The sequence below is a fragment of the Clostridium beijerinckii genome, assembly GCA_003129525.1.
Classification (GTDB): Bacteria; Bacillota; Clostridia; order Clostridiales; family Clostridiaceae; genus Clostridium; species Clostridium beijerinckii_D.
The window spans coordinates 854038-879759 of the sequence record CP029329.1; the positions used below are offsets into that span (position 1 = coordinate 854038).

The window sequence follows — 25722 nt, forward strand, 5'->3', positions numbered from 1 at the left end:
TTATTGTAATATTAATTTATTTTTTTTAAGAATATGAATTATTTTTTTTTTGTTCTTTCATTTTTCTGCAATTCAATTATAATTTATTAAATTAATTTTAAGCCAATTCTGATGTACAATTTGGACATCTTGTTGCATCAATGTGAATTTCACTGTAGCAATGTGGGCATTTTTTCTTGTTTTCAATAGGTTTTTCTTCTTTCTTTTTTGAAAATCTATTAATTTGCTTTATAACTATAAAAATTGAAAAAGCTACTATTAAAAAATCTATTATATTATTTATAAATAAACCATAGTTTATTGTAGAAACACCTGCATTTTTAGCTTCTTGTATAGTTGTATAACTTCCACTTCCTAATGCAAAAAACAAATTAGAAAAATCAACTTTACCCATTAACATACCTACTAAAGGCATTACGATATCATTAACTAAAGATGTAACAATTTTACCAAAAGCCCCACCAATAATAACACCGACTGCTAAATCTACTATATTTCCTTTCATTGCAAATTCCTTAAATTCTTTTAACATATTAATATCGCTCCTCTTAATTGCTTTTATTATCTGTTACTTTAACTCTTTTATTCTTACTATATAATTTCAAATTACATTTTACCATCTTTCTTTATGTTTCGATTATATTTTATCCTTTATTATTTATTTAAGATTAACATAGATTCCAATTTTTTAACTCACTATCAAGCGTAACAAAAACAACTATCGCAAGAATTACAGCCCTTAGTATTGCAACTTGCAAAATAATTTTAAATGAAATAGTGCTACTGAAGTAATTTTAGATCAGTATGAGAATATAGACGCTATATGGGTTTGCATGCTAGGTGTAGTAAATAAAAAGTGAAAGCTTGATTTATTTTAAAATATTAAAATGCTGCAAATTATTCAAATATGGAAATAATTTGCAGCATAGTTTAAAAGTTATTGTACGGCAGAATCTACCGCTGGACTATGAGGCGTAGTTATTTAGTAGATTATAAACGTTTCTCTGAAGATGATATTGCAAGAGGCATTTCTATATTTTATGTTATAATCATAAAAATCACTCTTTACTTATTATTATTAATTTTTATTAAACTTAATAATAATACTTGTAATTCCAATTTTAATATTTATTTACGATATTCATAGTAAGGTAATTCTATTGACACTCCTGTTTTATCAAATTTATAGTTTGTATTTTCTAGAGGATTTATATTTAAGACTAGATTCATTCCAACAGTATAAAGTGCTTGTGCTAATTCGTTAGGATCTTGAATAACAGTACCAGCCATAATATCTTTGCTGATTAAATCTTTTGCTTCTGGTATTCCATCAATTCCAAAAACCGGTATACTTTTAGTATTATCGCCTTTGTTATAACCATATTTTTGTAAAGCTTCAATAGCTCCTATTGCCATAGCATCATTGTTAGAAATTATTACCTCTATTTTATTGCCATATCTTAAAAATAAAGAATCTACATTAAGTTTAGCTAATTCTCTATCCCAATTATATACATTTGACGATACTTCTTCAGTTTCTATTCCTGCATTATTAATTGTCAATATAGAATAGTTAGTTCGGTAATTTGTTGCTTTACTCTCTGGGTCTCCTTTTAACATAATATATTGAAGCTTATTGTCTCTATTCTTATCTATAATATCTTTTTTGGCACGCCATTTATCTACAATAATGTTTCCTTGTAAAATTCCAGATTTCTTAGAATCTGTTGCTATAAAAATAACCTTATCATAATATGTAACACCTTCTGGTATAGTAGATAATTCAAAATTAAATAAAATCAAAGGAATATTTCTTTGTTTGGCTCTAGTAACAATATCTAATACTTCATTTTCATCTTCATTAACCAAATCAATTAATAAAAGATCAAAGTTATCCTTAAACATAGAATCTAAAGCCACATCTTTTATAGCTTCATTATCCATACCATCAAAATAAGTAAACTTTACAGTGCTTTCATTCTCCTTTTGTATATTATCTAGACCTTGTTTAACAAGCGACATATACGGATCATCAAGCTTAAAGAATATTACTCCAACGTTATTTACTTTTCTTGCACTATTAGTCGATAAACATATACTATTATCTACATTATTTGATATTTTATTTATTAATGCAGAAATCATTATAACTAGAATAGTAAACACTAGTATTTTTCTTGCGATCTTCATTTTAACCTCCGTGCTCATATCTTAATATTTACTATTATGTTGCATTAAAAGTATTAAATTTATACTATTATTAAAATATGAAGAGGCTTACAAACATTATCCATCTAGAAATTTATAATGTAATACTACTATAAAATAAAATTAATCTAATTAGTACAATTATTATGTTTCGTAGATAACCCTTAGCAAACTTAATTATTTGAATAAATCAAACAAATACTAAACTCCTTTATTAGTAGGCGTATTCCTTCGACAGCTTAAACATGTCTCAATATAAATTCTGATTATTTAATACTTAAATTAAAATTCAGAACTCTTAAAATTCTTATTGACTTTGCTTTTTATAATCCTTTATTGATACCCCAGTATATTTTTTAAACCAATTACTGAAGTAATTTGGGTCATCAATTCCAATTTTTTTTGAAATTTCATAAGCCTTCGCATTAGGATTCTTTAGCATTTCAATAGCTATTTTCATTTTTGTATTCATAATATACTCCGAAAAATTTTCATTAGTTTTTTCCTTAAATATTCTACTTAAATAACTTGGATTAACATAAAAATATTCGGCCACTAATTTCAAAGATAAATCATGATTAGATATATTTTGAACTATAAACTTTTTTATTTGTTCTATGCTTAAAGCTTTATCTTCATTTTGGGGACTATCACTAAAATTTATTATATTATTAAATGTAACCATTTTTTCTTTAATATTTTTATACTCTTCCTTCTTTAAATGTTCAGCTAAAATTTCCTTTTTCAATTTTAAAACTGAATTTTCCAATTCCTCTTCATCTATCGGTTTAAGTAGAAAATCACTTACGCCTATCTTTATACTCCTTTTTGCATATTCAAATTCATCATAACCTGTAATTACAATTACTTTAATATCCGGATATTTTTCTAGAATACTTTTACTCATATCCAATCCATCTGTTATAGGCATATTAATATCTGTTAAAATAATATCTGGCTTATTTTTATTTATTAAATTTAAGCCTTCTACTGCATTAGAGGCTTCTGCAATTATATCCATTCCAATTTGATTCCAATCAATACAATTCTTTATTAAATTTCTAATTAAATACTCATCGTCAATTATCATAACTTTTATAATGTCATCCATAAATTAATTCACTTCCCCTTTAGAATATTCATTAGGATAATCACATTCCATAAATCAAAAAAATTATTGTGTTATTTTAAGTGAAAATTATATATTTTCACTACATTTATTTCTCATATATATATCGTTTTTTATCTAATTCTTAAATCTAGGCATTTTAATTATTATTTTAGTACCAATATTTTTTTTACTTTTAACAATAAACTCATATTCTTCACCATAAAATATTCTTAATCGTTCTTTTGTAGTTCTTACTCCAATTCCTGTTGTTTTATTCTCAATTATATTTTTTATTTGTAAATCATCCATACCGGATCCATTATCCTCTAATGTTAATACAACTTTTTCTTTTTCGATATGTGTAGAAATTCTTATTTTCCCTTTTTCTTTTTTATCTCTAATACTATAAATGGAATTTTCAACTAATGGCTGTAATACTAGCTTTATTATTTTAAAATTATTACACTTAGAATCTAAATCATACTCAACCTCAAACATATCTTGATATCTTATATTCTGAATTATCAAATAACTTTTTACAGTTTTTATTTCTTCTTCTACAGTTATTATATCTTTTCCGTTATTTAAACTCGTCCTATAAAACTTTCCTAAGGCTTTTATCATTTCATATATTGTTTTATTTTTTCCTAATAAAGCTAAAGAATTAATAGTATCAAAAGTATTATATAAAAAATGAGGTTTTATTTGTGACATTAATAAATTTAATTCTGTTTGTCTTTTTAATTTTTCATCTTGTCTTATTTTATCTAAAAGCAAATTAATTTGAGAAATCATAATATTATAGCCTTTTTTCAGATCTCCCACTTCATCATTATAAGTTTTTATATCAACAATATTAAATTCACCACTTTCAATACCTTTCATTGACTCACAAAGCTTTTTTAGAGGTCTTGTAATGAATTTAGATATTATTATTGACCCAATAACAATTAATATGAAATTTATAACACTAAAATATATAAAGAAATATTTATTATACTTTGTTTGTTCAAGTATTTCATTATATTGCATTACAGTTATTAATTTCCATTTATAATTTGGAGTTTCAAGACTTGATATGAAATAATCTTTTTTATCCACTCTTTCCTCTAAAAATCCTACTTTAGAATCCGAGTAGTTATACCTCTCTATTCTATTTAATATTTCAATACTAACATCTGGTTTTGTTATTAATTCACCCATTTCATTTTTTATAATTAACTTGGTCTCATATTTGTTACTTAACTTTAAACTTAAATTATAAAATGCATTTTCATCTATATTTATAATTAGCATACCAATCTTCTGACCAGTATTTATATCGTTTATTACTCTTATAAGGGATACATAGTTATTTCCATTGCCTTCAAAAAATCCTCCACCATTTAACTTTAAAATATAGCCGCCTTTATTATTTAGCAACTCGTCATACCATTCACAGTTTTTAATTTTTTCAAGTTCAAAATTCTTATAGAAAACATTCTCAGAATAATACTCATTTCCATTATTATCTAATATATATATAGATGATATATTAGAATTAAAGTTCGTGAATTGTATTAGGTAATTACTAATGTCATCATATTCAGATTTTTCATTATAATTCTTTTTCAATGTATTCTGAACGTTATCGCTTGATATAATCATCTTTGATGTATCATTTACATTATCAATTATCATACTAGTGTTAACTTCTGCACTCTCCAAAACCTCAAATGAACTTTGTTTCATCTTTTCTAAACTATATCTAGAATTAATTCTATTATATGTAAAACTAAGTATAACTGTTGAAAGTATGAAAATTATTGAGAAATATATAATAATTTTTATGCTTATTTTTGAATTTAAGTATTTACTTTTCCAATTGCTTAGTCTAAATTTATTATACATATCAATCATATCCTCATTATTCTATATTCTCCATTTGTTTTGCAAAGTCTTCTGGGCTTATTTCCCCTTTAAATAATTGATGTCCCAATTTTTTGTATATACTTCCTTTTTCTTCACCTAAGTAAATATCCTGATATAAACTATATGATGCATCACCTGCTATACTTTCTAATTTCTCGGAAAGATTATTTATGCTACTTTCATCACCATTATACTTCCAAGCTGGTAATCCTGAACCAAATTCAAAATACTTGTTTGATAAAGTTTCAGATATGAATTTTGCTGCATCAACAGCCTCTTTTTTATATTTTGAATTATTACTTATCATCAAATAGTCTACTGCTCCACCCACGAATTCTTTTTTATTTCCATGAGCTCCATTTATTATTGGAAATTCCTTAATAATAATGTTATCATTTACATGAGATTCCGTATCTTTTAATTCTCCTATAAACCAATTTCCTGTATAATACATAGGTATTTCTCCTTGTTTGAATAGAATCTCAGATTCGTCTCTTGTAAGTTCTAAATTCGACTCATTGAAGGCTTTCAGATCTATTAATTCCTTTAATTTATAAGCAGCTTTTAATATTGTGTTTCTTTTATTTGTACCTGTATGAGCATCATTAGGTCCTCCTAGTCCACCCTCTCTCAATGCTAATATATCGTAATAAAACATTCCAGTCCAAGTGTCTTTTTCCCCTACCAATAAAGGTGTTATACCTTTATTTTTAAAAGCCTTAACAGCATCTAAAAATTCATCATAGTTATCTGGTATTTTAATATTAGCTTCATTGAAAAGTTTTGTATTACAATAAAATGTTCCAACTGATAAATCAACTGGTAATCCATATATATTATCTTTATAAGTTACATTATTGAGCATTCCATCATTAATTTTATTTTTTGTACCATCATCAAGATATTCATTAAGGCTTAATACCTTCCCAGATTCTATAAATGGCTTACTAAAACCACCTCCCCAAGAATAAAATATATCCGGTAACTCATTTGTAGCGAAAGCAGTCTTTATTTTCGTTTTATATCTTTCATTTTCTACAGTTTCAATCTTAATTTGGACATTAGGATTATTCTTGTTCCATTCCGCTACTGTTTCTTCAACAATTTTTCCATTAGCCTCTTTTGATGTTTGTGACCATATATGCCACATTGTTAATGTTATCTTTTCTTTATTACCTATATTATTTTTAGAATTTGAAGAGCAACTATTTAAATTAATTAATAGTATTAACATTATAAAAATTGTAAATATTCTTCTCATAATCATCCCTCCTAGAAAATACTAGTACTTAATTATTTAAAGAGTTAATCAAGTATTCAATATACTTATTATCTTTTAAATTAAATCATTGATATTCCTTAACTAAATATTAAACTTGTTAATTATTTCATTCAAGTTTAAAGCTAATTCACTCTGATTTTCTGCATTAATGGCAATCTGTTCTACTTCACAAGTCACTTCATTTATACTACTTAATATATTTCCAGAATTATTTTGAGATTGCTCTATATTAACTACAAAGTTTTTCGTTGTATCGCTTACTTTATTCACATTCACATTTATTTCTTCAACCATAATAGCAATTTTCTCAGACATTGTATTAATAAATTTAGCATCATTTTCATAACTTTTACTAGATTCTATCATAAATTCATAATCCCCATTTACATCCTTTTCTATGTACTGTAAAATACCTTTTGAATTTTCTGACAGATAATCAAATACATTTTTTATTTCCTCTACAATTTTATGAATACCATTTACAGTAGATATAGATTCTTCCGCTAGCTTTCCAACTTCATCTGCAACAACAGAAAAACCTTTTCCAGCTTGTCCTGCTCTGGCAGCTTCTATACTTGCATTTAATGCCAAAAGATTTGTTTGTGACGCAATCTTAACTATAGATTCTGTCAAGTTCTGTATTTCCTTAACTACTTTTCCCCTTTCTATAGCTTCTTTAATTTTTCCATTCTTTTCTTCATATATTTTTTTTGATGCTCGTCTAGATTCTTCACCTTTTCCCATAATATAACTAGACTTAGCTTTTATATCTATGGACTTTTCAACTTCTTGACTCACTATTTCAGATAAATTGTTCATATTACTATCAATTTTTTTAATCGATGAAACAAATTCTTCAGTTGAAGCATTTGATTGCTGTGCTGCTATAGCTATTTCATTTGTTGATTCATTTATATAAAAAAGTTTAGAACTTATTTCTTGAACAGATGCAGCTAACTCTTCAGATGAAGCAGATAATTCATTTGAATTATCTAAAATTGCCTTTATAAGTTTTTTTACATTTTTTAAAGCAATATTAAGGGCAACCCCAGTCTGTGCAAATTCGTCTCTACCAAAAATTTCTATCTTTCCCGAAAAGTTATATTGTGCAAGATTGTTAGCATAATCTTTTATTTTATTTAATGGTATTAATATATTTCTTGTCATAAAGAAACCTAATGCTAACGTAAAAATTAGTCCGATTATTATACAAGTTGCTATTTCTATCTGAGCATTTTTATATAAATTTATGTTATTATTATTTTCCTCTTTAGCATTAAATGAACTGTAATCTATTAATTTAGTTAATGATGCCACTACCTTGCTTCGTGATACCTCTAAATCTTTATACTCTGTCAAATCTGTATCATATTTATTTATATTAATAAATTGTAACATATTATTACTTTTTTCTTTATATTTTTTATAATTTTCATTGAAGTTAGAAAGTTCTTTTTTTTGATAATCATCTAAATTTAATTGAGAATACTTTTCTATGAGTAAATCTCCTTGTTCAAAGCTATTTGAAACATCATCATTCAATTTTTTTATCATTAACTCATCTTTTTCATAACTTAAACTTAATATACTATTATTTATTGTTAGTGAATTTTCATTTATTTTATGTAAAATATCTATTGATGCAAATTCAGTACTATACATAATATTTGATGCAATATTAACTTTTTCTAAGCTTCTTAACCCTATACTTCCTACTAATGCAATAATTACAAATAATAATGCATACGAAAATGTTAGTCTCTTTCCCACCTTGAAATTATTCCAAAATGTTAATCTTTTTCTTGCTTTAAAATTACTCCAAAATCCCATACTTTAAAACCTCCTATAAAAATCTACTTCCTAAACTATGCACTTCCTATAATTCTCAAATTCATTAAGAAATTGGGTTTTATTATAATTATGCAATAAAGTTTATGGACTTGACCTTATCTACCCTTTAAACACTTGCTCACTCTTACCTCTGGAAATACTTATTTAAACAAAATTCAAATTATTCACATCGTAGTATTACATATAAATGCTTAATTGCCTAATAGCAAAAAGGCCAATTCAGTAAAAACATACTACAGTAGACGATCTTAGACTTGAATATGTAAAACAAAGTAACTTTCTTTATATTACATACTAAATAAATGTTTCCATTTACTATTCTAAATACTCCTATCTACCAGCGGCATATTAAATATCTGAATTAACCCTTTAAATTTTATTTGTATTTAATTATTATTTTGTTTCAGTTGTAAATTGCTTTTGTTTCTCTTTTCCATATTCAACAATTTTATCTCCAGTTATCCATTGAACTGATACTGGGTAAACATCATCAACTTTTTCACCTTTTATTTTCTTATCTATAGTATCTATTATTGTTTTTCCAATTGCATAAGAATCTTGGTCAACAATACCTGATATTAAATTATTACTTATACCATTTTCCCAAGTTGGAGTATAGTCAAAACCAAAGTGATATATGCTTCCAGCTTTACCTTGAGATTTTATAGCTTCCATTACACCTGTATCTGGGCCTTCTGATCCTAATGAGAATACAGCTACCATATCTGGATTTGAAGTTATTTGACCTTCTAATTGTCTCTTTGATTCTGCTGATTGATCATTATCTTGAATTGGTTCTAACCACTCAAAGTTTTTAGCATCTGCTCCCATTACTTTTTCAAAACCAGCTTTTATTCCTTCTTGTCTATATATCATAGTTGTTTGAGTTAGGTTTACTGCTGCCATTGCAACTTTACCTTTTGTGATACCTTTTTCTTTTAGAGATTTAGCACCATTTTCTCCAAGCTGCTCTCCAGCAAGCTTATTATCTGTTCCTATATAAGATGTTCTATTTTCTTTTGTCTTTACATCTGCGTCAAAAGTTACTACTGGAATTCCTTTATCGTTTGCTTCTTTAACTTTCTTATCAAACATATCTGGATCCATTGGAGCAATTGCTATTCCTGCCGCTTTATTTTTTATAGCTTCATCTAAAAAACCTATATGTTTTTCGTTCTTTTGTGTTTCATTTGGTGGTGATGTTTTAACTATTAATTCATATCCTAATGCCTTAGCCTCGTCTTCAGCCGCCTTCTTCATAGGAGACCAATAAGCTCCTGTATCAACTATTGGGATAAAGTAAATAACCTTTTTTCCACTTGTACTTGCTGTTCCCTCTGTTTGTGTCTTTGTTCCACATCCTACTAAGCTACCAACAATAACTACTGTTGATAATAAAGCAATAATTTTCTTCTTCATAAAATTTTCCCCTTTCGTAATTTCAATATTTCATATGTGTTGTTATATTTTTATAAAGCTCTATTTAGTAAATTCTTAAATTATTAACTACCTAAAATCCACTTAATTAAGCTTAAATAACACTTTTAAATTAACCCTTTTTATTGAATAAACTTCCTTTTCTATAGAAATCTACAATTATAGCAAGTACAATAACAGCTCCAGTAACAGCTTGTTGTAAGAATGAGTTGATTCCTAAGATAGCTAATCCACTTTGGAACACTTGTATAGTAAATATTCCAACCATAGCTCCTCCGATAGTTCCTACTCCTCCACCAAATTGGACTCCACCCATAATAGCACCAGCCATTGCAAATAAGTCTGGACCACTTACTTCACTTGGAGCACCAACATTTATACTTGACATTAATAGGACACCAGCTATTGCAGCTAAAACACCTTCAATGGCATAAACTTTTATAACATGCTTGTTTACATTTATTCCTGATAATCTTCCTGCTTCTTTGTTTGATCCGACTACATAACAATATCTACCGAATCTTGTGTTTTTCATTAAATAAGCCATAATTATAACTATTAAGATAAATACTACAGTGTTAGTATGTATTATTGATATACCAACTTCTATATTAGAAATATTGTAAAACCAATCTGGAACTCCTTTAATATAAATTCCATTTGTGAAAAATAGTATTAACCCTCTTATTAGATAGCTTGTACCCATCGTAAGTATAAAAGATTCTAATTTAAATTTTGTAATTAACACTCCGTTGAATACTCCCCAAAGTCCACCTACCAACAATCCAGCAAGTAAACAAATTGGTGCACTTACACCCTGTACGGCTAAATAAGCTACTGTACATCCTGAAAATGCAGCTATTGCCCCCATTGAAAGGTCAACCCCTCCAGTTATTATTACCATAGTAATGGCAACAGTCATAATTCCTACAGTAGGAATTTGCCTAAAGAAATTCGAAGCATTTGCTACTCCTAAAAAGTCAGGACTTGCTATTGAAAATGTTAAAATAAGTACTACAAGCACTAGGTAAATTGAGTATTTTAAAAATAAACTTTTTATATCAAACCTTTCTACTTTTGTTTCTGCATTCTTATCTTGTGTGATTTTATTATCAATTTTTGCATTCATCTTTATCAATCCCTCCAAGTGTAGCTAATTTCATGATTTCTTCTTGTGTTGCTTCTTCTCTGCTAAGCTCTCCTGTTAATCTTCCTTCACACATAACATATATTCTATCGGACATACCTAATAATTCTGGTAGTTCAGAAGAAACCATAATAACAACTTTGCCTTTTCTAACTAAATCATTCATTATATGATATATTTCAGCTTTAGTACCAACATCTATTCCTTTAGTTGGTTCGTCAAAAATAAATATATCTGAATCTGTATTTAACCATTTAGCTAGTATTAGCTTTTGTTGATTTCCTCCAGATAATGTTCCTGCCATAACATCAAGATTTGCTGTTTTAATCTCAAGTGCATCTTTGAACTTTTCTCCAGTTTCTCTTAACTTTTTATGATTTAAAACAAAATCCTTTAAGCTAGTTAGTGTTATATTATCAAGAACACTCAACACTAGTGACAGACCCTGGTTTTTTCTATCCTCTGTTAGAAGACAAATTCCATTATTAATTGCATCTATAGGTGAGTTAATCTTTACTTCTTTTCCATTTATAATTGTCTTACCCTTGTTAATTTTATCAGCGCCAAAAATAAGTCTCATAAGTTCCGTTCTTCCTGAACCAACTAAACCAGCTATACCTAAAATTTCACCTTTTCTTGCTTTTAAACTAACATTTTTGACTCTACCCTCATAATCGCTAAGACCTTCAACTTCTAAAACATATTCCTTAGGTTCAAAAATTTCTTTAGGAAATAATTCAGTTAAATCTCGTCCTACCATCATATTTATAAGCTTTTCTTGACTTATTCCTTCTAGATCACAACTTTCTATATAAGTACCATCTCTTAAAACGGTAGCTCTATCACAAATATCAAAAACTTCTTTTAATCTATGTGATATATATACTACTGATACGTCTTCTTTTTTTAACGTTTTTATAACTTTAAAAAGGTTTTCAACATCATTCTGAGATAACGACGTAGTTGGTTCATCAAAAATAATAATCTTTGCATTTAGACTTATTGCTTTTGCTATTTCTACCATTTGTTTTTTTGCAGTTGGCAGTTGCATAACTAAGTCAGTAGATTTTATATCGATTCCTAATTTTTTGATTATAGAATCTGTATCTTCATATAATTTCTTATAATCAACAATACCTAATGATTTATTTTTATATGGAAGCCTTCCCATATAAACGTTTTCCGAAACTGTCAACGTCTCTGCTAGATTTAGTTCTTGATGAACAAATCCAATCCCTAATTTTGCAGCTTTAGTTGGATCAATAACTCCACAATCAATTCCTTCAACAAATATTTGACCTTCATCCTGTGTATGAACTCCTCCAAGTATTTTCATTAAAGTTGATTTCCCAGCACCATTTTCTCCCAACAAAGCATGTACTTCACCTTTTTTAATTTCCAGTTGTACTCCTTTAAGTGCATAAACTCCAGGAAATCTTTTGTGTATATTTTTCATTTCTAAAAATACATTACTCAATTTCTAACCACCTCAACTTTCCACTAATTGTTTTTTATGAATTGCTTTACAAATTTACTAACTAATTATATGTAATATCCTTACCTCTACATTTAAAATCTTTACTTCCTAAACAAACTTTAAAAAGTGTTTATATGTCAAGATATTGAACTATAATTTTAATATGTATTTCTCATTTTTTAAAATACATTGCCCTACTTCTAACCACCTCAGCTTTTACTAATCGTTTTCATGAACTTATTTTACAATAATGTATTAACTAATCATATGTAATATCTTTACGTTTACATTTGAAATCTTTACTTTTCAAACTAAATTTTAAAAGTCCTTATTTATGAAAAATATTAAGAAACTTAATGATCCATTCAGTTTCTACTATTATGTGAATTATAAGAAACTGTTAAGCAAAATTAATAATTTCTAATAAATTTGTTCATCTTTTCTTTAATTAAAATTTGCATGACAAATATATAAATTAATTATAGATAAAATAAAAGGCAGAGATCCTTTGGTTTTATCTCTGCCCTTTAGAATATATTTTTTTAATTATGACTTAAATTATTTAGGTAATTCCACTGTTTGAATAGTGCCATCATCATTGTATTTTAGTTCAGTGTATTTCACGCAACGTTTGTTGTCAGCTCCACCTGATAAAGAACTATCATGATAGAATAGGTACCATTTGTCTTGGAATTGAACAATTGAATGATGAGTAGTCCAACCTATTACTGGATTAAGTATTTTACCTTTAAAAGTATAAGGACCTTTTGGATTTTTACTCATAGCATATACAATATAATGAGTACTACCAGTAGAATATGAAAGATAATAATATTCATTGTACTTATGAACCCATGGACCTTCAAAATATCTTCTATCTTCATCACCAGCAAGTATAGGATTTCCATCCTCATCAACAATTAATATTTCTTCAGGATTCTCCTTAAAAGTAAGCATATCATCATTTAATTCAGCTACTCTTGGTCCTATAGCAGGTTCAGTTAGCGCTGGACCTTCAGCATCAGGAATAAAAGTACCAGTTTGCCATTTTTCTAATTGTCCTCCCCAAAGACCACCAAAATAAACATATGATCTATTATCATCATCCACTAATACAGCTGGATCAATGCTATAGCTGCCAGGGATATAATTTTCTTGAGCTTTGAATGGTCCAGCAGGATTTGAACTAGTAGCTACTCCAAGTCTAAAGATATCATCTTTATCTCTTGCTGGAAAAAATAAATAGTACTTATTATTTTTATAAGCAGCATCTGGAGCCCATAATTGCTTACTTGCCCATGGGATATCTCTTAAGTGAAGTGCTTCACCATTATCAACACAAGGTGAATTCATATCATCAAGAGATAAAATGTGATAATCCTCCATGTTATATTGGTCACCATTATCGTTTGAAACCTGAACTTGATCAAGATCATGAGAAGGGTAAACATAAATTTTACCTTCGAATACGTGAGCAGAAGGATCTGCAGTATAAATATTAGTTACTAAAGGTTCGTTTGGTTTTGCAATGTTTTTCATATCATTCTCTCCTATCTATTTAAGTTATTATTAAAATTCATATTCCTATATATTCACTTATTGATTTAATCATACACAATTTATAGTTGACTTAACAAGAAACTATTTATATAATTGTAGACAAAATTTGTTCTTTTGGAGGTATTATATGTTAAAATATGAGTCATACCACTTTGGTGAAAATACTCTTTTTTCTCACTATCATCCCACTAGTCTTAATTATCCTATTCATCTGCATCGTAGTTTTGAATTTATATACATTATAGATGGTAGCATTGAAATTTCTATTAACAGTAGGAGTTTTAATCTCCAAAAGAATGATTGTATATTAATCTTACCTTATGAAGTCCACTCTCTTTCAACTAAAGAATACTCCGATGCAAGCATTTGCATATTTTCACCAGAATATATAAAAACATTTGAAAATATGATTTATGGTAAGTTTCTAGAAAATCCTGTATTTAATTTATCATATAATGCTCAGTCTATAATTCTAGACAAAATTTTCAAAGATAATATAAATATACTTCAGATGAAATCATGCCTGTATCTATTATGTTCTGAACTTATGGAACATACAAATTTAAATGTAAGTGTAAAAAATGATTATGAATTATTACATAAAGTTCTCAACTATGTTCAAGAAAATTTCACTAAGGATATATCATTAAAAAGTATTGCTAATGAATTTTGTTATAACTATAATTATCTTTCTAAGTATTTAAATAGAGTACTCGGAATCTCATTTGTAGATTTTATTAATCAACATAGAATTAACTATGCTTCATATTTATTAAAAAATACAGAACATTCAATTACAGATATAACTTATAAATGTGGATATTCAAGTATACGTTCATTTAATAGAAATTTTTTGAAATTCACTAATAAAACTCCGAAGGACTATAGGAATTCTTAAAATTTCATTTTTAAACAATAACACACATTTACTAGAGTCAGAAGCACTAAATCTTTGATTTAGGCTTCCTCAACATATGAAAAATAATCAAAATCTGCATGCTTATTCATACCAGATAAATCTTGACACGCAATTCCCACAAAAGCACCTGTGAAAGCCCATGAACCTTTGATTGCATCATCTGACAATATACTAGCGTCATAAACTTTGCCTATAGGCCTCCACTCGTCCTTATTAGTTGCAAAGAAAAACCTAAGTGAACCAAAATCAACTTCTACTTTTAGATATACACGTTCTGAATCAGCTATCAAAATGTTATCATCTTGAGCCATGGATTCAGATAAATCATTATTTATGCTAGCCAGAATGCCTATACATTTGCCTCCTAATTCTTCATCATTGCTTACCCTCAAATAATAATAGTTTTCTGTATTATAATAACAAATTAATCCTGCAAGCTGTTGTGTTGTTTCTGGTTTAAATTCAAGACAAGTTTCAGCACAATAAACAAAGTTCTGCTGACGTCTTGCAATCATGCTTTGCGTAAATTTCGAAAACATCGATTCTTTTCCATATAACCTCAAGAAGCCTGGCCTTTCAGTAAGTGACATGAAGGTTTCTGCCGGAACTCTTAAGGACTGGAAGTTTATATCTAAAGAGGTATTGTTAAAATCATCATATTGTGAAATTAAGATATCTTCTTCACTATTTGAGTCACCTTCACTGTAAACTTCTATTTCCCAAGAAGGCAAATTATCTGTGCTAGAAGATAAATCCAGCCAATCATCTTCACGCCATTCTACCTTTTGTATAGCCGTTTCTCTTCCAAGAATGCAGCGATTTGTTTCGGGAAGAGGCCTTCCACAAAGATGAACCATAAACCATTCATTATTTGGACCTTCCACGATGCTTGCATGTCCTGCCTTTTGGAGAACTTTATGCATATCACTGCCTATAGACGTGAGAATTGGATTTTGTGGATGAACCTCATAGGGACCTGTAATGTTTGTTGAACGAGCAAGAGTTACTGCATGGCTATAGCTAGTACCACCTTCAGCAACCATCAGGTAATAGTAACCATTACGTTTGTATATATGAGGACCCTCAGAACAGCCTAAATCCGTCCCTTTAAAAATATTTAGTACAGGTCCAACAAGGCATTTATTTTTTTCATCGTATTCCTGTAGAAGATGGCCTGCAAAACTATTCTTTCCTATACGATTATCCCATTTCATATTTATAAACCATTTTCTACCGTCATCATCGTGGAATAAAGATGGATCAAAGCCACTGGAATTAAGATAAACAGGCTCTGACCACTCACCACAAACATCACTGGAAGTTACCAAATAATTATGAGTATCTTTAATGTGGCCGCTGTTACGTACTATTGTATATATTAAGTAAAATATACCGTTATCATAAGAAAGGCATGGAGCCCAAATTCCACCTGAATCAGGAACTCCTAACATATTTAGCTGGGATACTCTGGTCAAAGGATGTGCAACAAGCTCCCAATGTACTAAATCCTTGGAATGATGAATCTGAACACCTGGAAACCATTCAAAAGTAGAGGTTGCAATATAGTAGTTATCCCCAGCCTTGCATATAGAGGGATCTGGATTAAAGCCTTTTAAGATTGGATTTTTAACTTTTAACATACTTCTCCTCCTTGAGTTAAGAATTTTTTATTAATATCATATTATTTCAAAATTTATTTGAAAACAATGTCATATGTTATTAGTTAGTGTACAATATTACTGTAATTATCTATATTTATATAGGCAATATCAAAAAATAATGTATGATATTAATATTTAAGTATATTAATATATAAACTTAAGAAGAGGTGTTAAAGACTTATGAACATGGTTGAAGTAGAATTAAATCCATACCTGGTCTATTGTCTATATGACGAATCAATAACCACTCAAGTTCCTGGTAAAGAGTATAAATCGAGAATTACTAGATATCATGAATTAGAATTGATTACTGATGGTTATGGTACCATGAAAGTTAACGATACTATCTATAAATTAAAACAGGGAGACTTATTTTATTATCCACCAGATACAAAAATTACTGGAACAATGCCCTACGGGTATATACTAATAATATTTGACCCATATTTTAGTCAGGAAAACATTCTTCAATATCAGGAAGGGAGGAAAGCTTTAGGCGATGATTTGACTTGTGAAAGTAAGGTGCGTAAGGAAACTCTACCTATACCTTCACATATTAATGTAGGCAACTTTAATATCTATAAGTCTATGTTTAGAGAAATTTTTACGAGGTTTGTAAGAGATGGCAGTATTTTAGAGAATAAAATTGCTTTACTGCAACTTTTATCCGAATTAAAGACTAAGTTCCTCAAAACTTCCAATATTGATTCCTTTAGCACAAGATCCTATTATAAAAAAGTAATGAAATGTGCAAAAAGCATAGACAGTGCACCTGAAATAAATTATTCCCTCGGAGAATTGGCTGAGGAAGTTGGATTGAGTAAAAACTTCTTATGCGCTGCCTTTAAAGAAATTATAGGGTATACCGTCTTTTCCTTTATACATGAGAAAAGAATAGAAAAAGCAAAAGCTATGCTTATAGAAACTCAATCAAGTATAGAAGAAGTTGCTCATTCTTGCGGCTTCGAAAACATATCCTATTTCTACAGAATGTTTAAAAAATACACAGAAGTATCACCTTCTAACTATAGGCAACATTACAGACTATAAATACAACATGGTGTTATGATAATCTCACCACCTTAAATTTAATCCAAACACGTTTTTTTATAAAACAAAAACACGTCTGCAAATATTTAAATTTACAAACGTGTTATAAAAAAATCATGTTTAAATTTTCTCTTAAAGCGTTGATATATCTTTGTTTGAGTGTTTGGCGGAGAGAAGGGGATTTGAACCCCTGACAGAGCTTTCACCCTATACACGCTTTCCAGGCGTGCTCCTTCGGCCACTCGGACATCTCTCCACATTTACTACAACGTACTTGATTATAGCAATTTAGCTAGATAACGTCAATATGTTTAACATCAATGTCAAAGATCAAATGTATTTATCTCTTCCAAATTCAGTTAATAATTAATTTTTCCTTCTATTGTCAAAAAATCTTGTTAATAACGCTGAGCATTCCTCATCGTAAATCCATTTAATATCTACAAATGAATTTAGTCCCCTATTATCTAAAAGATTTATTACCGAACCACAAGCGCCCATATCCGTATTAAAAGTTCCTATATAAACTTTAGATAGTCTGCTTTGCACAATTGCACTCGCACACATGGAACAAGGTTCTAATGTTACATACATTTCGGCTCCATTTAATCTCCAATTTCCAATATGTTTTGAAGCCTCTTTAATCGCTAAGATTTCTGCATGAGCTGTGCTATCATTTAAGGTTTCTTTTAAATTATGAGCTTTCCCAATAATAACGCCATTTTTTACAATCACTGCACCTACTGGAATTTCTCCTTTACTCATTGCTAAAATAGCTTCTTCTTTTGCAAATTCCATAAAATCAACCATTATTATAATGCTCCTATTATCAATTTTCTTATTTAAACATATTGAATTTGTTACTTTTCCTGATTCCTTAACATATATTATAATTATAATTTATATGTTTTTACTCATTTCATTTACTGACTTAGACTTTATGAGAGAAAATAACACGTCAAACTTTGCAAGAAATCATTAAAGAAATAGAAGGGATGTTCCTAGTTTAGTAGAGCAACATCTCTTCTATTTTCATTTTATCTAGTCATTCTTAGACAACTTCTTTATCTTTCACATATCGTTAGCAGCTTGATTTTCTTCAATATTAATAATCATCCTAACCTTTTTTATTCTGTTCTTTTCTATTTCCTCAGCAATAAATTTTATATTGTTGACTATAACTTCTTCTTGTTCTTCTGGAATTCTCCCAAGATCTTCAATCATAAGTCCACCAACAGAATCAAATTCTTCTGAATCTATATTAATACCTATTAAATCACTAATATCATGAAGTCTCAAACTACCTTCAACTACATATTCATTTTCTTTAATAAATTCAACCGGATTTTTTTCTTCATCATATTCATCTTCAATTTCTCCAACTATTTCTTCTACTAAGTCTTCAATTGTAATCAATCCTACAGTTCCACCATATTCATCTAATACAATTGCAATATGATTTCTTGTTTTTTTCATTTCTTTAAATAATTCTATAATTTTTTTAAATTCAAATGTATAAAATGGCTCTCTTATATATTTAGAAATATTAAAATCTTCTCTTAAATTTTCAATCGTAGCAAGATCTTTAATATTCAAAACTCCGATAATATTATCTATTGTCTGATTGTAAATTGGAATTCTCGAAAATTGTTCATTCTTAATAACATCAATGACCTCATCATAACTTGCTTCTTTATCAACTGAAACAATATCAACTCTTTGAACCATTACATCTTTAACTTGAAGATCAACAAATTCAAATACATTAAATATCATTTCTTTTTCATCATTTTCCAGAACACCTTCTTCTTCACTTACTCCAACCATAGTCTTTAATTCTTCATGTGTTATAAAAGACTTTGCTTCATTCGGATCTCCACCTAAAATTCTAATGACCAATGAAGAAATAGCAGTAAATATATAAACTAATGGTTTAAATATTATTACTATAAACTCTATGGGTTTTGCAACTCTTAAAGCAACAGCTTCTGATTTCTGCTTTGCAATAGATTTGGGAGTTATTTCTCCGAAAATAAGCACTAAAACAGTTATAATTCCAGTTGCTATTCCAACTCCACCATCACCGAAAATATTTGTTGCAAGTACTGTAGCCATTGCAGCAGCTCCAATATTCACCACATTATTCCCAATCAAAATTGTTCCTAAAAGTCTGTTTGGATTTCTTGTAAGCTTTTCAACTAATTCAGCGCCCGGAACTTCTGCTTCTACCATATGCCTTAATCTTATTCTACTTAAAGACATCAGCGCAGTTTCTGACATTGAAAAAAAACTAGATAATAAAATTAGTATAACTAAACTAATTATCTGCCACGTATAATTGGGGTCCAAAAATAATCACTCTCCTAATAATTTAAATATTTATATATTCTACTCTATTATATCACACTCTAAAAAAAAGTAATATAATCCCACTATTTTAACTTTGATTTAGTGCTAATATTATTAAATTAAAATATTTCTGCTATACATAAAATACCTATAGGTTAAACATTTTTTCATATGTTCAGTCTATAGGTATCCGTTTACTTCTAAGTTGAAAATTTATATAGTTTTCTTTTTATTATGATTTATGCTAATATGTTATCTTATGAACATAAATTATTTTCACTATTTTCTCTAATTCTTCATTTAATGCCAATTGTAATACTTTATTATTATTTAATTCAAAAGTATATATATTTAGCCCTTCTAAATTAGTATTATAATATGTTGTAACACCTTGCTTGAGTGCATCTTTTCTTGCTGTAAGATATACTCGTCTAACTGCATCTTTATCAATTTTTTGAGCAATCTTTCTTCGGCTTGCCTTATAAACTTTAGTTATCGTTATATCTCCATTATATAATTCATATTCATAATCAATATACGTAAGATAGCTAAGTAAATATAGTCCTACGCATACTATTCCAAGTGTTATTCCAATTATCATTGACCCAAAAACAGTCAGTATTGCAACTACCCCAAAACTAATTGCTATGTTTTTTAACATATTACTAACTCTCTTAGGTTTATCTGATGGAATAAATTGTTCTAGAACAACCTCCATATTATTACCCCTCTCTTTACCATTTGTCTTTATATTAAATATTCTAACGTATTTAATAATAATATCAAGTATTATTATTCATCTTCACTCGCTAAAAGATATTCGGTTTTCAAAACATTATTTATGTCTTCTTGCAAAATCTACAAATATAAATTTATCTGGTCTATGCCTAGATTCTGTATACTGAAATAAACTTGTATCATCTAAATAAGTGTAACTCCTCACTACTACTACCATATCAAAACTCTTCATATCTAAATATTTTCTATCTTCTTCAGTTGCCGCTTGCACTGTAATTTCCTTTTTAGCATAAGCTATCTTTAACCCTAATCCATCTTCTATATATTTATATATTGACTCTTCACATATTTCTTTCGTAATATTTTCAACATGCTTCTGAGATAGATAATCCTTGTCTAAAATTATTTTTTCGCCCGCTATACTTCTAGTTCTAACTATTCTCCAAACATTCTCTCCATCTTTTAACTCTAATTTTTCAGCTATTGATTCCCTTGGTTTTATGCATTCTAATTCTTCCACATTAGTTTGTGAATTAGGTCCCAACTTACCTGCTATTTCTTTAAAACTTACAACACCTGATACTGGAAAATCAAACTTATTTATATCTAATACCAAAGCTCTCTTCCCCTTTTTCTTTTGTATGTATCCGTTTTGTTCAAGACGTGTTAATGATTTTCTTACAGTATCTCTAGAAACCCCATATTCTTTCATCAAATCGCTTTCTGATTCAATTGTATCGTTAATCTTATAGATTCCATTTTCTATTTTATTTGCAATTTCATTATATATATTAAAATATTTACTAATCACTTTCATCACCATAAATATTTTAACATACTATTCTACCATGTTGTACTAGTTAAATTAATTTGTTGTAACAGTTCTGTATGGTGTTAAGCAAATAAAGACCATATACTACATGAACTGAACCAAGTAAAAATAATCCACTAGCTTTTAAGCTATGTCTACTTAAAGAGGTACAGTTCACAAAGATATACAGCCTTTACTTTATTTAAGTTTAAGAAATTGATATCATCACATTACTTAAAGGGTTTATATATATACTCTTACTTGAAATTAAATAGTATATTCTAATATGGTAGTTTCTCCAACTATAGCATCTACATTTTCCACAGCTTTTACTGATGTTAATATCTCTGGATTTGTTATTAAAACAAGACTTATTAATGAGAATCCTTTCTCTTTAATAAAATCTGGATTAATTTTAATTATAGGCGTGCCCGCTTTAACTTTAGTTCCTTGTTCTATTAATTTTTCAAATCCTTCTCCATTTAATGAAACAGTATCAAGTCCAATGTGAACCAAAAGTTCTATGCCATTTTCTAATGTCATTGCAAACGCATGCCTTGTACTAAGTATTAAAGTTAATTCTCCATCAGCTGGTGCAACAATAGTATCACTAATAGGATTAATTGCTAATCCATCTCCAGCCATCTTTTGTGCAAAAACAGGATCTGGAACTTCCGATAAAGGTATAGACTTACCAGAAATAGGTGCTAATAATTTAAAGTTAATATTTTGATTTCTATTTTTTTTATTTTTCAGAAATTCAAACATAATTATATCCTGATAAACAGGACACTCCACATCCTTTCTTTAATATAAACATACTATAATTATAATGTGTTTTATTATTATTTCTCCATTAAATAAGCTATAGATTCATAAGGTCTTAAATTAATTACCTTACTTAATTTTGCACTATCTTTATAATTTGAAATTAATATTTCATTATTCTTATGTAAAAATCCTTCTGTCAATTGTATCTCTTGGCTCTCACCATAGAAATTATTTAATACTATAAGTATAGTATTTTCATATTCCCTAGTGTATGCAAATACCTTATCATCATCTTCTAATATCATATTAAAATTACCATTTGAAATTACATCATGTTCTTTTCTAAGCTTTATAAGCCTTTTATAATGATAAAATACCGAATCATTATCTTTTAATGACTCTTCAACATTTATATATTTGTAAGAACTTCCTACAGGTATCCATGGAATTCCATGAGTAAATCCACAATTATCATCGCTATTCCATTGAACCGGTGTTCTTGAATTATCTCTTGATTTTGATTTTAAGATTTCTAGAATTTTTTCTTCATCTATACCTTGCTCTTTTAATATTTGATAATAATTTTTAGATTCAACATCTCTATATTCTTCTATAGATTTAAAATCTGGATTAGGCATACCAATTTCTTCCCCTTGGTAAATGTAAGGTGTCCCTCTCATCATATGTATACATGTAGCAAGCATTTTAGCACTTTCTTTATGATATTTACCACAATCTCCAAATCTAGATACTATTCTTGGTTGATCATGATTACACCAAAATAATGCATTCCATCCATTCTCTTTTTCCATTCCATATTGCCACTCTTTAAATAATGATTTTAACATTTTAAAATCAAAATCCATGAGAGTCCACTTATTACCCTTATCATAATCAACTTTTAAATGATGAAAGTTAAATACCATGGATAATTCTTTTTCTTTTGGATTTGAGTACTTGATGCAATTATCAATTGTGGTTGAAGACATCTCCCCTACAGTCACTATATCATTATATTTTCCAAAAGTTTTTTCATTTAATTCTTTTAAATATTCATGAACTTTAGGCCCATCAGTATAAAACCTTTTCCCATTTCCCATATTGTCATCAATAAATTCTTTTGGTTTTGATATTAGGTTTATAACATCAAATCTAAATCCTTTTACTCCCTTTTCAATCCAATAATTTACTACTTTATAAATTTCATTTCTTACCTCAATATTCTCCCAATTAAGATCCCCTTGAGTCTTATCAAATAGATGTAAATAATATTCATCAAGTTTATCTACATATTCCCACGCAGATCCTCCAAATTTTGATATCCAATTTGTTGGTTCTTTACCATTAATTTCTTTCTTGAAAATATAAAAATTTTTATACTTCAAGTCTCCTTTCAAGGCATTTTTAAACCAATTGTGTTGAGTTGAAGTATGATTAAAAACCATATCAAGCATTATATAAATTTGCCTTGCTTCTGCTTCCTTTACAAGTTTATCAAAATCTTCAATAGTTCCAAAGCTAGAATCTATAGTATAATAATCGGCTACATCATATCCATTATCAATTTGTGGAGAAATATAAAAAGGGGTCAACCATATATAATCTATTCCTAGCTCTTTTAAATAATCTAGTTTTTCCATTACTCCGTTTAAATCACCAATTCCATCTCCATTTGAATCTTTAAATGATTTAGGATATACCTGATAAACAGTACTTTTTTTAAAGTCCTTCATACTGCTTTTCCTCCTTATATTTTTTAAGGAACGAGGCTAGAATGCCCCATTCCTATCTTTTAAATTTTTTAATTTATAAATTTTATAAATCCAATTTTTTCTTTCCTACAATTACAGTTAAAATAAATGGTATTACTATTGCTATTAACATTGCAAGTGAAAACTTTATCATATATTGTGGTTGTATTGATAATATTCCTGGAAGTCCACCAACACCGATAGAATTTGCCATTACGCCACTTGCAACAGATGTTATTGCTGCTATTGCAGATCCTATCATTCCACAAAGGAATGGAAATCTATATTTTATATTTATTCCGAACATAGCTGGTTCTGTTACACCTAAATAAGCTGATATACAAGCTGGTATAGCTATTTGTTTTTCTTCTTCATTTTTTCTTTGTAAGTAAATCATAGCTAGAACAGCTGAGCCTTGAGCAATATTAGATAATGCAATCATTGGCCATAATGGTGTTCCACCTAATTCAGCCATTAATTGAAGATCTATTGCATTGGTCATATGATGTAATCCTGTAATAACTAATGGTGCATATAAGAATCCAAATATAGCAGCAAATATACTTCCAAATGATGATGTTAATCCTCCATATACGACTGCCGAAACTGCTGATCCAATAACCCAACCTATAGGTCCAAGTATTGTATGTGCTATTAATACCGCTGGTACTAATGCGAAAAATGGCACTATAATCATTGATATTGAAGGAGGTGATATTTTTCTCATACCTTTTTCAAGATAAACTAAAACGAATCCTGCTAAAATTGCTGGTATAACTTGCGCTTGATAACCTATCATATTAACTTTAGCAAATCCAAAATCCCAAAATGGAATCTTATCTGCTCCTGCAACAGCATAAGCATTTAAAAGTTGTGGTGATACTAGCGTAATACCTAAAACTATTCCAAGAATTTGTGTAGTTCCCATTTTCTTAGTTACTGCCCATGTGATTCCTACAGGTAAGAAGTGAAATACAGCTTCACCAATTAACCATAGAAAGGCATGCGTCCCAGCCCAAAATTGTGATATTTCAACTAAACTCTTTGTCCCATTTTCAAACATTTTTATATCGCCAATAATATTTCTAAAACCTAAAATTAGACCTCCAACTATGATTGCTGGTATTAATGGTGCAAATATTTCTGCTATATTTGCCATAGCTCTTTGAAGCATGTTCATATTTGATTTAGCCGCTTTTTTAACATTTTCTTTACTTACTCCATCAATGCCAGCAAGTTCAGTAAACTCATTATAAAATTCAGATACATCGTTTCCAATTATAACTTGAAATTGGCCTGCTTGGGTAAATGTACCTTTTACAGATTTTATCTTTTTTATTTTTTCTTCATCTGCAATTGATGTATCATTTAGTACAAACCTCATTCTTGTAGCACAATGTGATACAGCTCCTATGTTTTCCTTACCTCCTATATACTCCAATAACTCTTTTGTTTCATTTTTATATTTTCCCATTTTTCCCTCTCCCCCCTAAACTTATACGTATACGTTTTCTTGCATTTTTATATTAACCTATACGTATATGTTTGTCAATGTTATATTTTATTATATAAAAAATAGAATTATACCTTTATTTAAATGTACCAGAGAAATTTCTCTAGCTTTCTAAATTAAGTATAATTCTATTTCGCGGATTATCCCATTACTTAAAGTATTGATATACTCCTTT

20 protein-coding genes and 1 tRNA gene are annotated in these 25722 nt (G+C 28.5%); 2 read left to right on the forward strand and 19 right to left on the reverse strand.

Going from position 1 to position 25722, the window contains the following annotated elements:
- Window positions 1-97: 97 nt before the first annotated feature.
- From DIC82_03445 to DIC82_03490, 10 genes are all read right to left on the reverse strand, one after another.
- Window positions 98-532 carry a large conductance mechanosensitive channel protein MscL gene (locus DIC82_03445; protein ID AWK50184.1) on the reverse strand — a complete coding sequence of 145 codons (435 nt, stop codon included), beginning with the start codon at window positions 530-532 and terminating at the stop codon, window positions 98-100.
- A 596-nt stretch (window positions 533-1128) separates the two neighbouring features.
- Complete coding sequence (locus DIC82_03450) at window positions 1129-2190, reverse strand: galactose ABC transporter substrate-binding protein (GenBank protein ID AWK50185.1); 1062 nt, start codon at window positions 2188-2190, stop codon at window positions 1129-1131.
- A gap of 325 nt (window positions 2191-2515) precedes the next feature.
- Window positions 2516-3319, reverse strand: coding sequence for a DNA-binding response regulator (locus DIC82_03455; GenBank protein AWK50186.1), 804 nt, complete (start codon window positions 3317-3319; stop codon window positions 2516-2518).
- A gap of 135 nt (window positions 3320-3454) precedes the next feature.
- Window positions 3455-5209: a sensor histidine kinase gene (locus tag DIC82_03460; GenBank protein AWK50187.1), complete on the reverse strand. Its 1755-nt coding sequence runs from the start codon at window positions 5207-5209 to the stop codon at window positions 3455-3457.
- 16 nt (window positions 5210-5225) lie between these two features.
- The gene (locus tag DIC82_03465; GenBank protein AWK50188.1) at window positions 5226-6491 is read right to left on the reverse strand and encodes an ABC transporter substrate-binding protein; all 1266 of its coding nucleotides are present in this window, start codon (window positions 6489-6491) and stop codon (window positions 5226-5228) included.
- A 102-nt stretch (window positions 6492-6593) separates the two neighbouring features.
- The gene (locus tag DIC82_03470) at window positions 6594-8342 is read right to left on the reverse strand and encodes a methyl-accepting chemotaxis protein (GenBank protein AWK50189.1); all 1749 of its coding nucleotides are present in this window, start codon (window positions 8340-8342) and stop codon (window positions 6594-6596) included.
- A 414-nt stretch (window positions 8343-8756) separates the two neighbouring features.
- Complete coding sequence (locus DIC82_03475) at window positions 8757-9782, reverse strand: sugar ABC transporter substrate-binding protein (GenBank protein ID AWK50190.1); 1026 nt, start codon at window positions 9780-9782, stop codon at window positions 8757-8759.
- Between the two features lie 130 nt (window positions 9783-9912).
- On the reverse strand, window positions 9913-10929 hold the full coding sequence (locus DIC82_03480) for an ABC transporter permease (GenBank protein AWK50191.1): 1017 nt from the start codon (window positions 10927-10929) through the stop codon (window positions 9913-9915).
- Window positions 10913-12424, reverse strand: a complete 1512-nt coding sequence (locus tag DIC82_03485; protein ID AWK50192.1) for a D-xylose ABC transporter ATP-binding protein — start codon at window positions 12422-12424, stop codon at window positions 10913-10915. Before DIC82_03485 ends, DIC82_03480 begins: the two co-directional genes overlap by 17 nt.
- Before the next feature lie 558 nt (window positions 12425-12982).
- Entirely contained in the window at window positions 12983-13963 is a 981-nt protein-coding gene (locus DIC82_03490) for an alpha-N-arabinofuranosidase (GenBank protein ID AWK50193.1), read from the reverse strand.
- Window positions 13964-14111: 148 nt separating this feature from the next.
- Here DIC82_03490 and DIC82_03495 point away from each other — a divergent pair, with 148 nt between their 5' ends.
- Window positions 14112-14882, forward strand: coding sequence for an AraC family transcriptional regulator (locus tag DIC82_03495; GenBank protein ID AWK50194.1), 771 nt, complete (start codon window positions 14112-14114; stop codon window positions 14880-14882).
- A 59-nt stretch (window positions 14883-14941) separates the two neighbouring features.
- Here the strand turns inward: DIC82_03495 and DIC82_03500 are convergent, their stop codons facing one another.
- Window positions 14942-16543 (reverse strand): glycoside hydrolase 43 family protein, encoded by a 1602-nt coding sequence (locus tag DIC82_03500; GenBank protein AWK50195.1) that lies wholly within the window; start codon window positions 16541-16543, stop codon window positions 14942-14944.
- A 201-nt stretch (window positions 16544-16744) separates the two neighbouring features.
- Here DIC82_03500 and DIC82_03505 point away from each other — a divergent pair, with 201 nt between their 5' ends.
- The gene (locus DIC82_03505) at window positions 16745-17614 is read left to right on the forward strand and encodes a hypothetical protein (GenBank protein AWK50196.1); all 870 of its coding nucleotides are present in this window, start codon (window positions 16745-16747) and stop codon (window positions 17612-17614) included.
- A gap of 164 nt (window positions 17615-17778) precedes the next feature.
- On the opposite strand, the gene DIC82_03510 is transcribed toward DIC82_03505, so the two are convergent.
- The 8 genes from DIC82_03510 to DIC82_03545 all read right to left on the reverse strand — a co-directional run bounded on the left by DIC82_03510 (window position 17779) and on the right by DIC82_03545 (window position 25508).
- Window positions 17779-17870: transfer RNA gene (locus DIC82_03510), tRNA-Ser, on the reverse strand.
- Window positions 17871-17980: 110 nt separating this feature from the next.
- The gene (locus DIC82_03515) at window positions 17981-18424 is read right to left on the reverse strand and encodes a tRNA-specific adenosine deaminase (GenBank protein ID AWK50197.1); all 444 of its coding nucleotides are present in this window, start codon (window positions 18422-18424) and stop codon (window positions 17981-17983) included.
- A 261-nt stretch (window positions 18425-18685) separates the two neighbouring features.
- The gene (locus DIC82_03520) at window positions 18686-19963 is read right to left on the reverse strand and encodes a hemolysin (GenBank protein AWK50198.1); all 1278 of its coding nucleotides are present in this window, start codon (window positions 19961-19963) and stop codon (window positions 18686-18688) included.
- Window positions 19964-20207: 244 nt separating this feature from the next.
- Complete coding sequence (locus DIC82_03525; GenBank protein AWK50199.1) at window positions 20208-20681, reverse strand: hypothetical protein; 474 nt, start codon at window positions 20679-20681, stop codon at window positions 20208-20210.
- Between the two features lie 117 nt (window positions 20682-20798).
- Complete coding sequence (gene treR / locus DIC82_03530) at window positions 20799-21512, reverse strand: trehalose operon repressor (protein AWK50200.1); 714 nt, start codon at window positions 21510-21512, stop codon at window positions 20799-20801.
- A gap of 267 nt (window positions 21513-21779) precedes the next feature.
- A complete protein-coding gene (locus DIC82_03535) occupies window positions 21780-22280 on the reverse strand; it encodes a PTS glucose transporter subunit IIA (GenBank protein ID AWK50201.1) in 501 nt (166 codons plus the stop codon).
- A 77-nt stretch (window positions 22281-22357) separates the two neighbouring features.
- Window positions 22358-24016, reverse strand: a complete 1659-nt coding sequence (treC, locus tag DIC82_03540; GenBank protein AWK50202.1) for an alpha,alpha-phosphotrehalase — start codon at window positions 24014-24016, stop codon at window positions 22358-22360.
- Between the two features lie 82 nt (window positions 24017-24098).
- Window positions 24099-25508 (reverse strand): PTS trehalose transporter subunit IIBC, encoded by a 1410-nt coding sequence (locus DIC82_03545; GenBank protein AWK50203.1) that lies wholly within the window; start codon window positions 25506-25508, stop codon window positions 24099-24101.
- Between the last annotated feature and the right edge of the window lie 214 nt (window positions 25509-25722).

Excerpts from the sequence above, each read along its gene's own strand:
- DIC82_03445 (AWK50184.1), bottom strand. The coding sequence starts at position 532 with ATGTTAAAAGAATTTAAGGAATTTGCAATGAAAGGAAATATAGTAGAT.
- DIC82_03545 (AWK50203.1), bottom strand. The coding sequence starts at position 25,508 with ATGGGAAAATATAAAAATGAAACAAAAGAGTTATTGGAGTATATAGGA.
- DIC82_03505 (AWK50196.1), top strand. The coding sequence starts at position 16,745 with ATGAACATGGTTGAAGTAGAATTAAATCCATACCTGGTCTATTGTCTA.
- DIC82_03455 (AWK50186.1), bottom strand. The coding sequence starts at position 3,319 with ATGGATGACATTATAAAAGTTATGATAATTGACGATGAGTATTTAATT.
- DIC82_03515 (AWK50197.1), bottom strand. The coding sequence starts at position 18,424 with ATGGTTGATTTTATGGAATTTGCAAAAGAAGAAGCTATTTTAGCAATG.
- DIC82_03525 (AWK50199.1), bottom strand. The coding sequence starts at position 20,681 with ATGGAGGTTGTTCTAGAACAATTTATTCCATCAGATAAACCTAAGAGA.
- DIC82_03500 (AWK50195.1), bottom strand. The coding sequence starts at position 16,543 with ATGTTAAAAGTTAAAAATCCAATCTTAAAAGGCTTTAATCCAGATCCC.
- DIC82_03450 (AWK50185.1), bottom strand. The coding sequence starts at position 2,190 with ATGAAGATCGCAAGAAAAATACTAGTGTTTACTATTCTAGTTATAATG.
- DIC82_03495 (AWK50194.1), top strand. The coding sequence starts at position 14,112 with ATGTTAAAATATGAGTCATACCACTTTGGTGAAAATACTCTTTTTTCT.
- DIC82_03475 (AWK50190.1), bottom strand. The coding sequence starts at position 9,782 with ATGAAGAAGAAAATTATTGCTTTATTATCAACAGTAGTTATTGTTGGT.
- DIC82_03465 (AWK50188.1), bottom strand. The coding sequence starts at position 6,491 with ATGAGAAGAATATTTACAATTTTTATAATGTTAATACTATTAATTAAT.
- DIC82_03535 (AWK50201.1), bottom strand. The coding sequence starts at position 22,280 with ATGTTTGAATTTCTGAAAAATAAAAAAAATAGAAATCAAAATATTAAC.
- DIC82_03480 (AWK50191.1), bottom strand. The coding sequence starts at position 10,929 with ATGAATGCAAAAATTGATAATAAAATCACACAAGATAAGAATGCAGAA.
- treC (AWK50202.1), bottom strand. The coding sequence starts at position 24,016 with ATGAAGGACTTTAAAAAAAGTACTGTTTATCAGGTATATCCTAAATCA.
- DIC82_03460 (AWK50187.1), bottom strand. The coding sequence starts at position 5,209 with ATGTATAATAAATTTAGACTAAGCAATTGGAAAAGTAAATACTTAAAT.
- DIC82_03490 (AWK50193.1), bottom strand. The coding sequence starts at position 13,963 with ATGAAAAACATTGCAAAACCAAACGAACCTTTAGTAACTAATATTTAT.
- DIC82_03470 (AWK50189.1), bottom strand. The coding sequence starts at position 8,342 with ATGGGATTTTGGAGTAATTTTAAAGCAAGAAAAAGATTAACATTTTGG.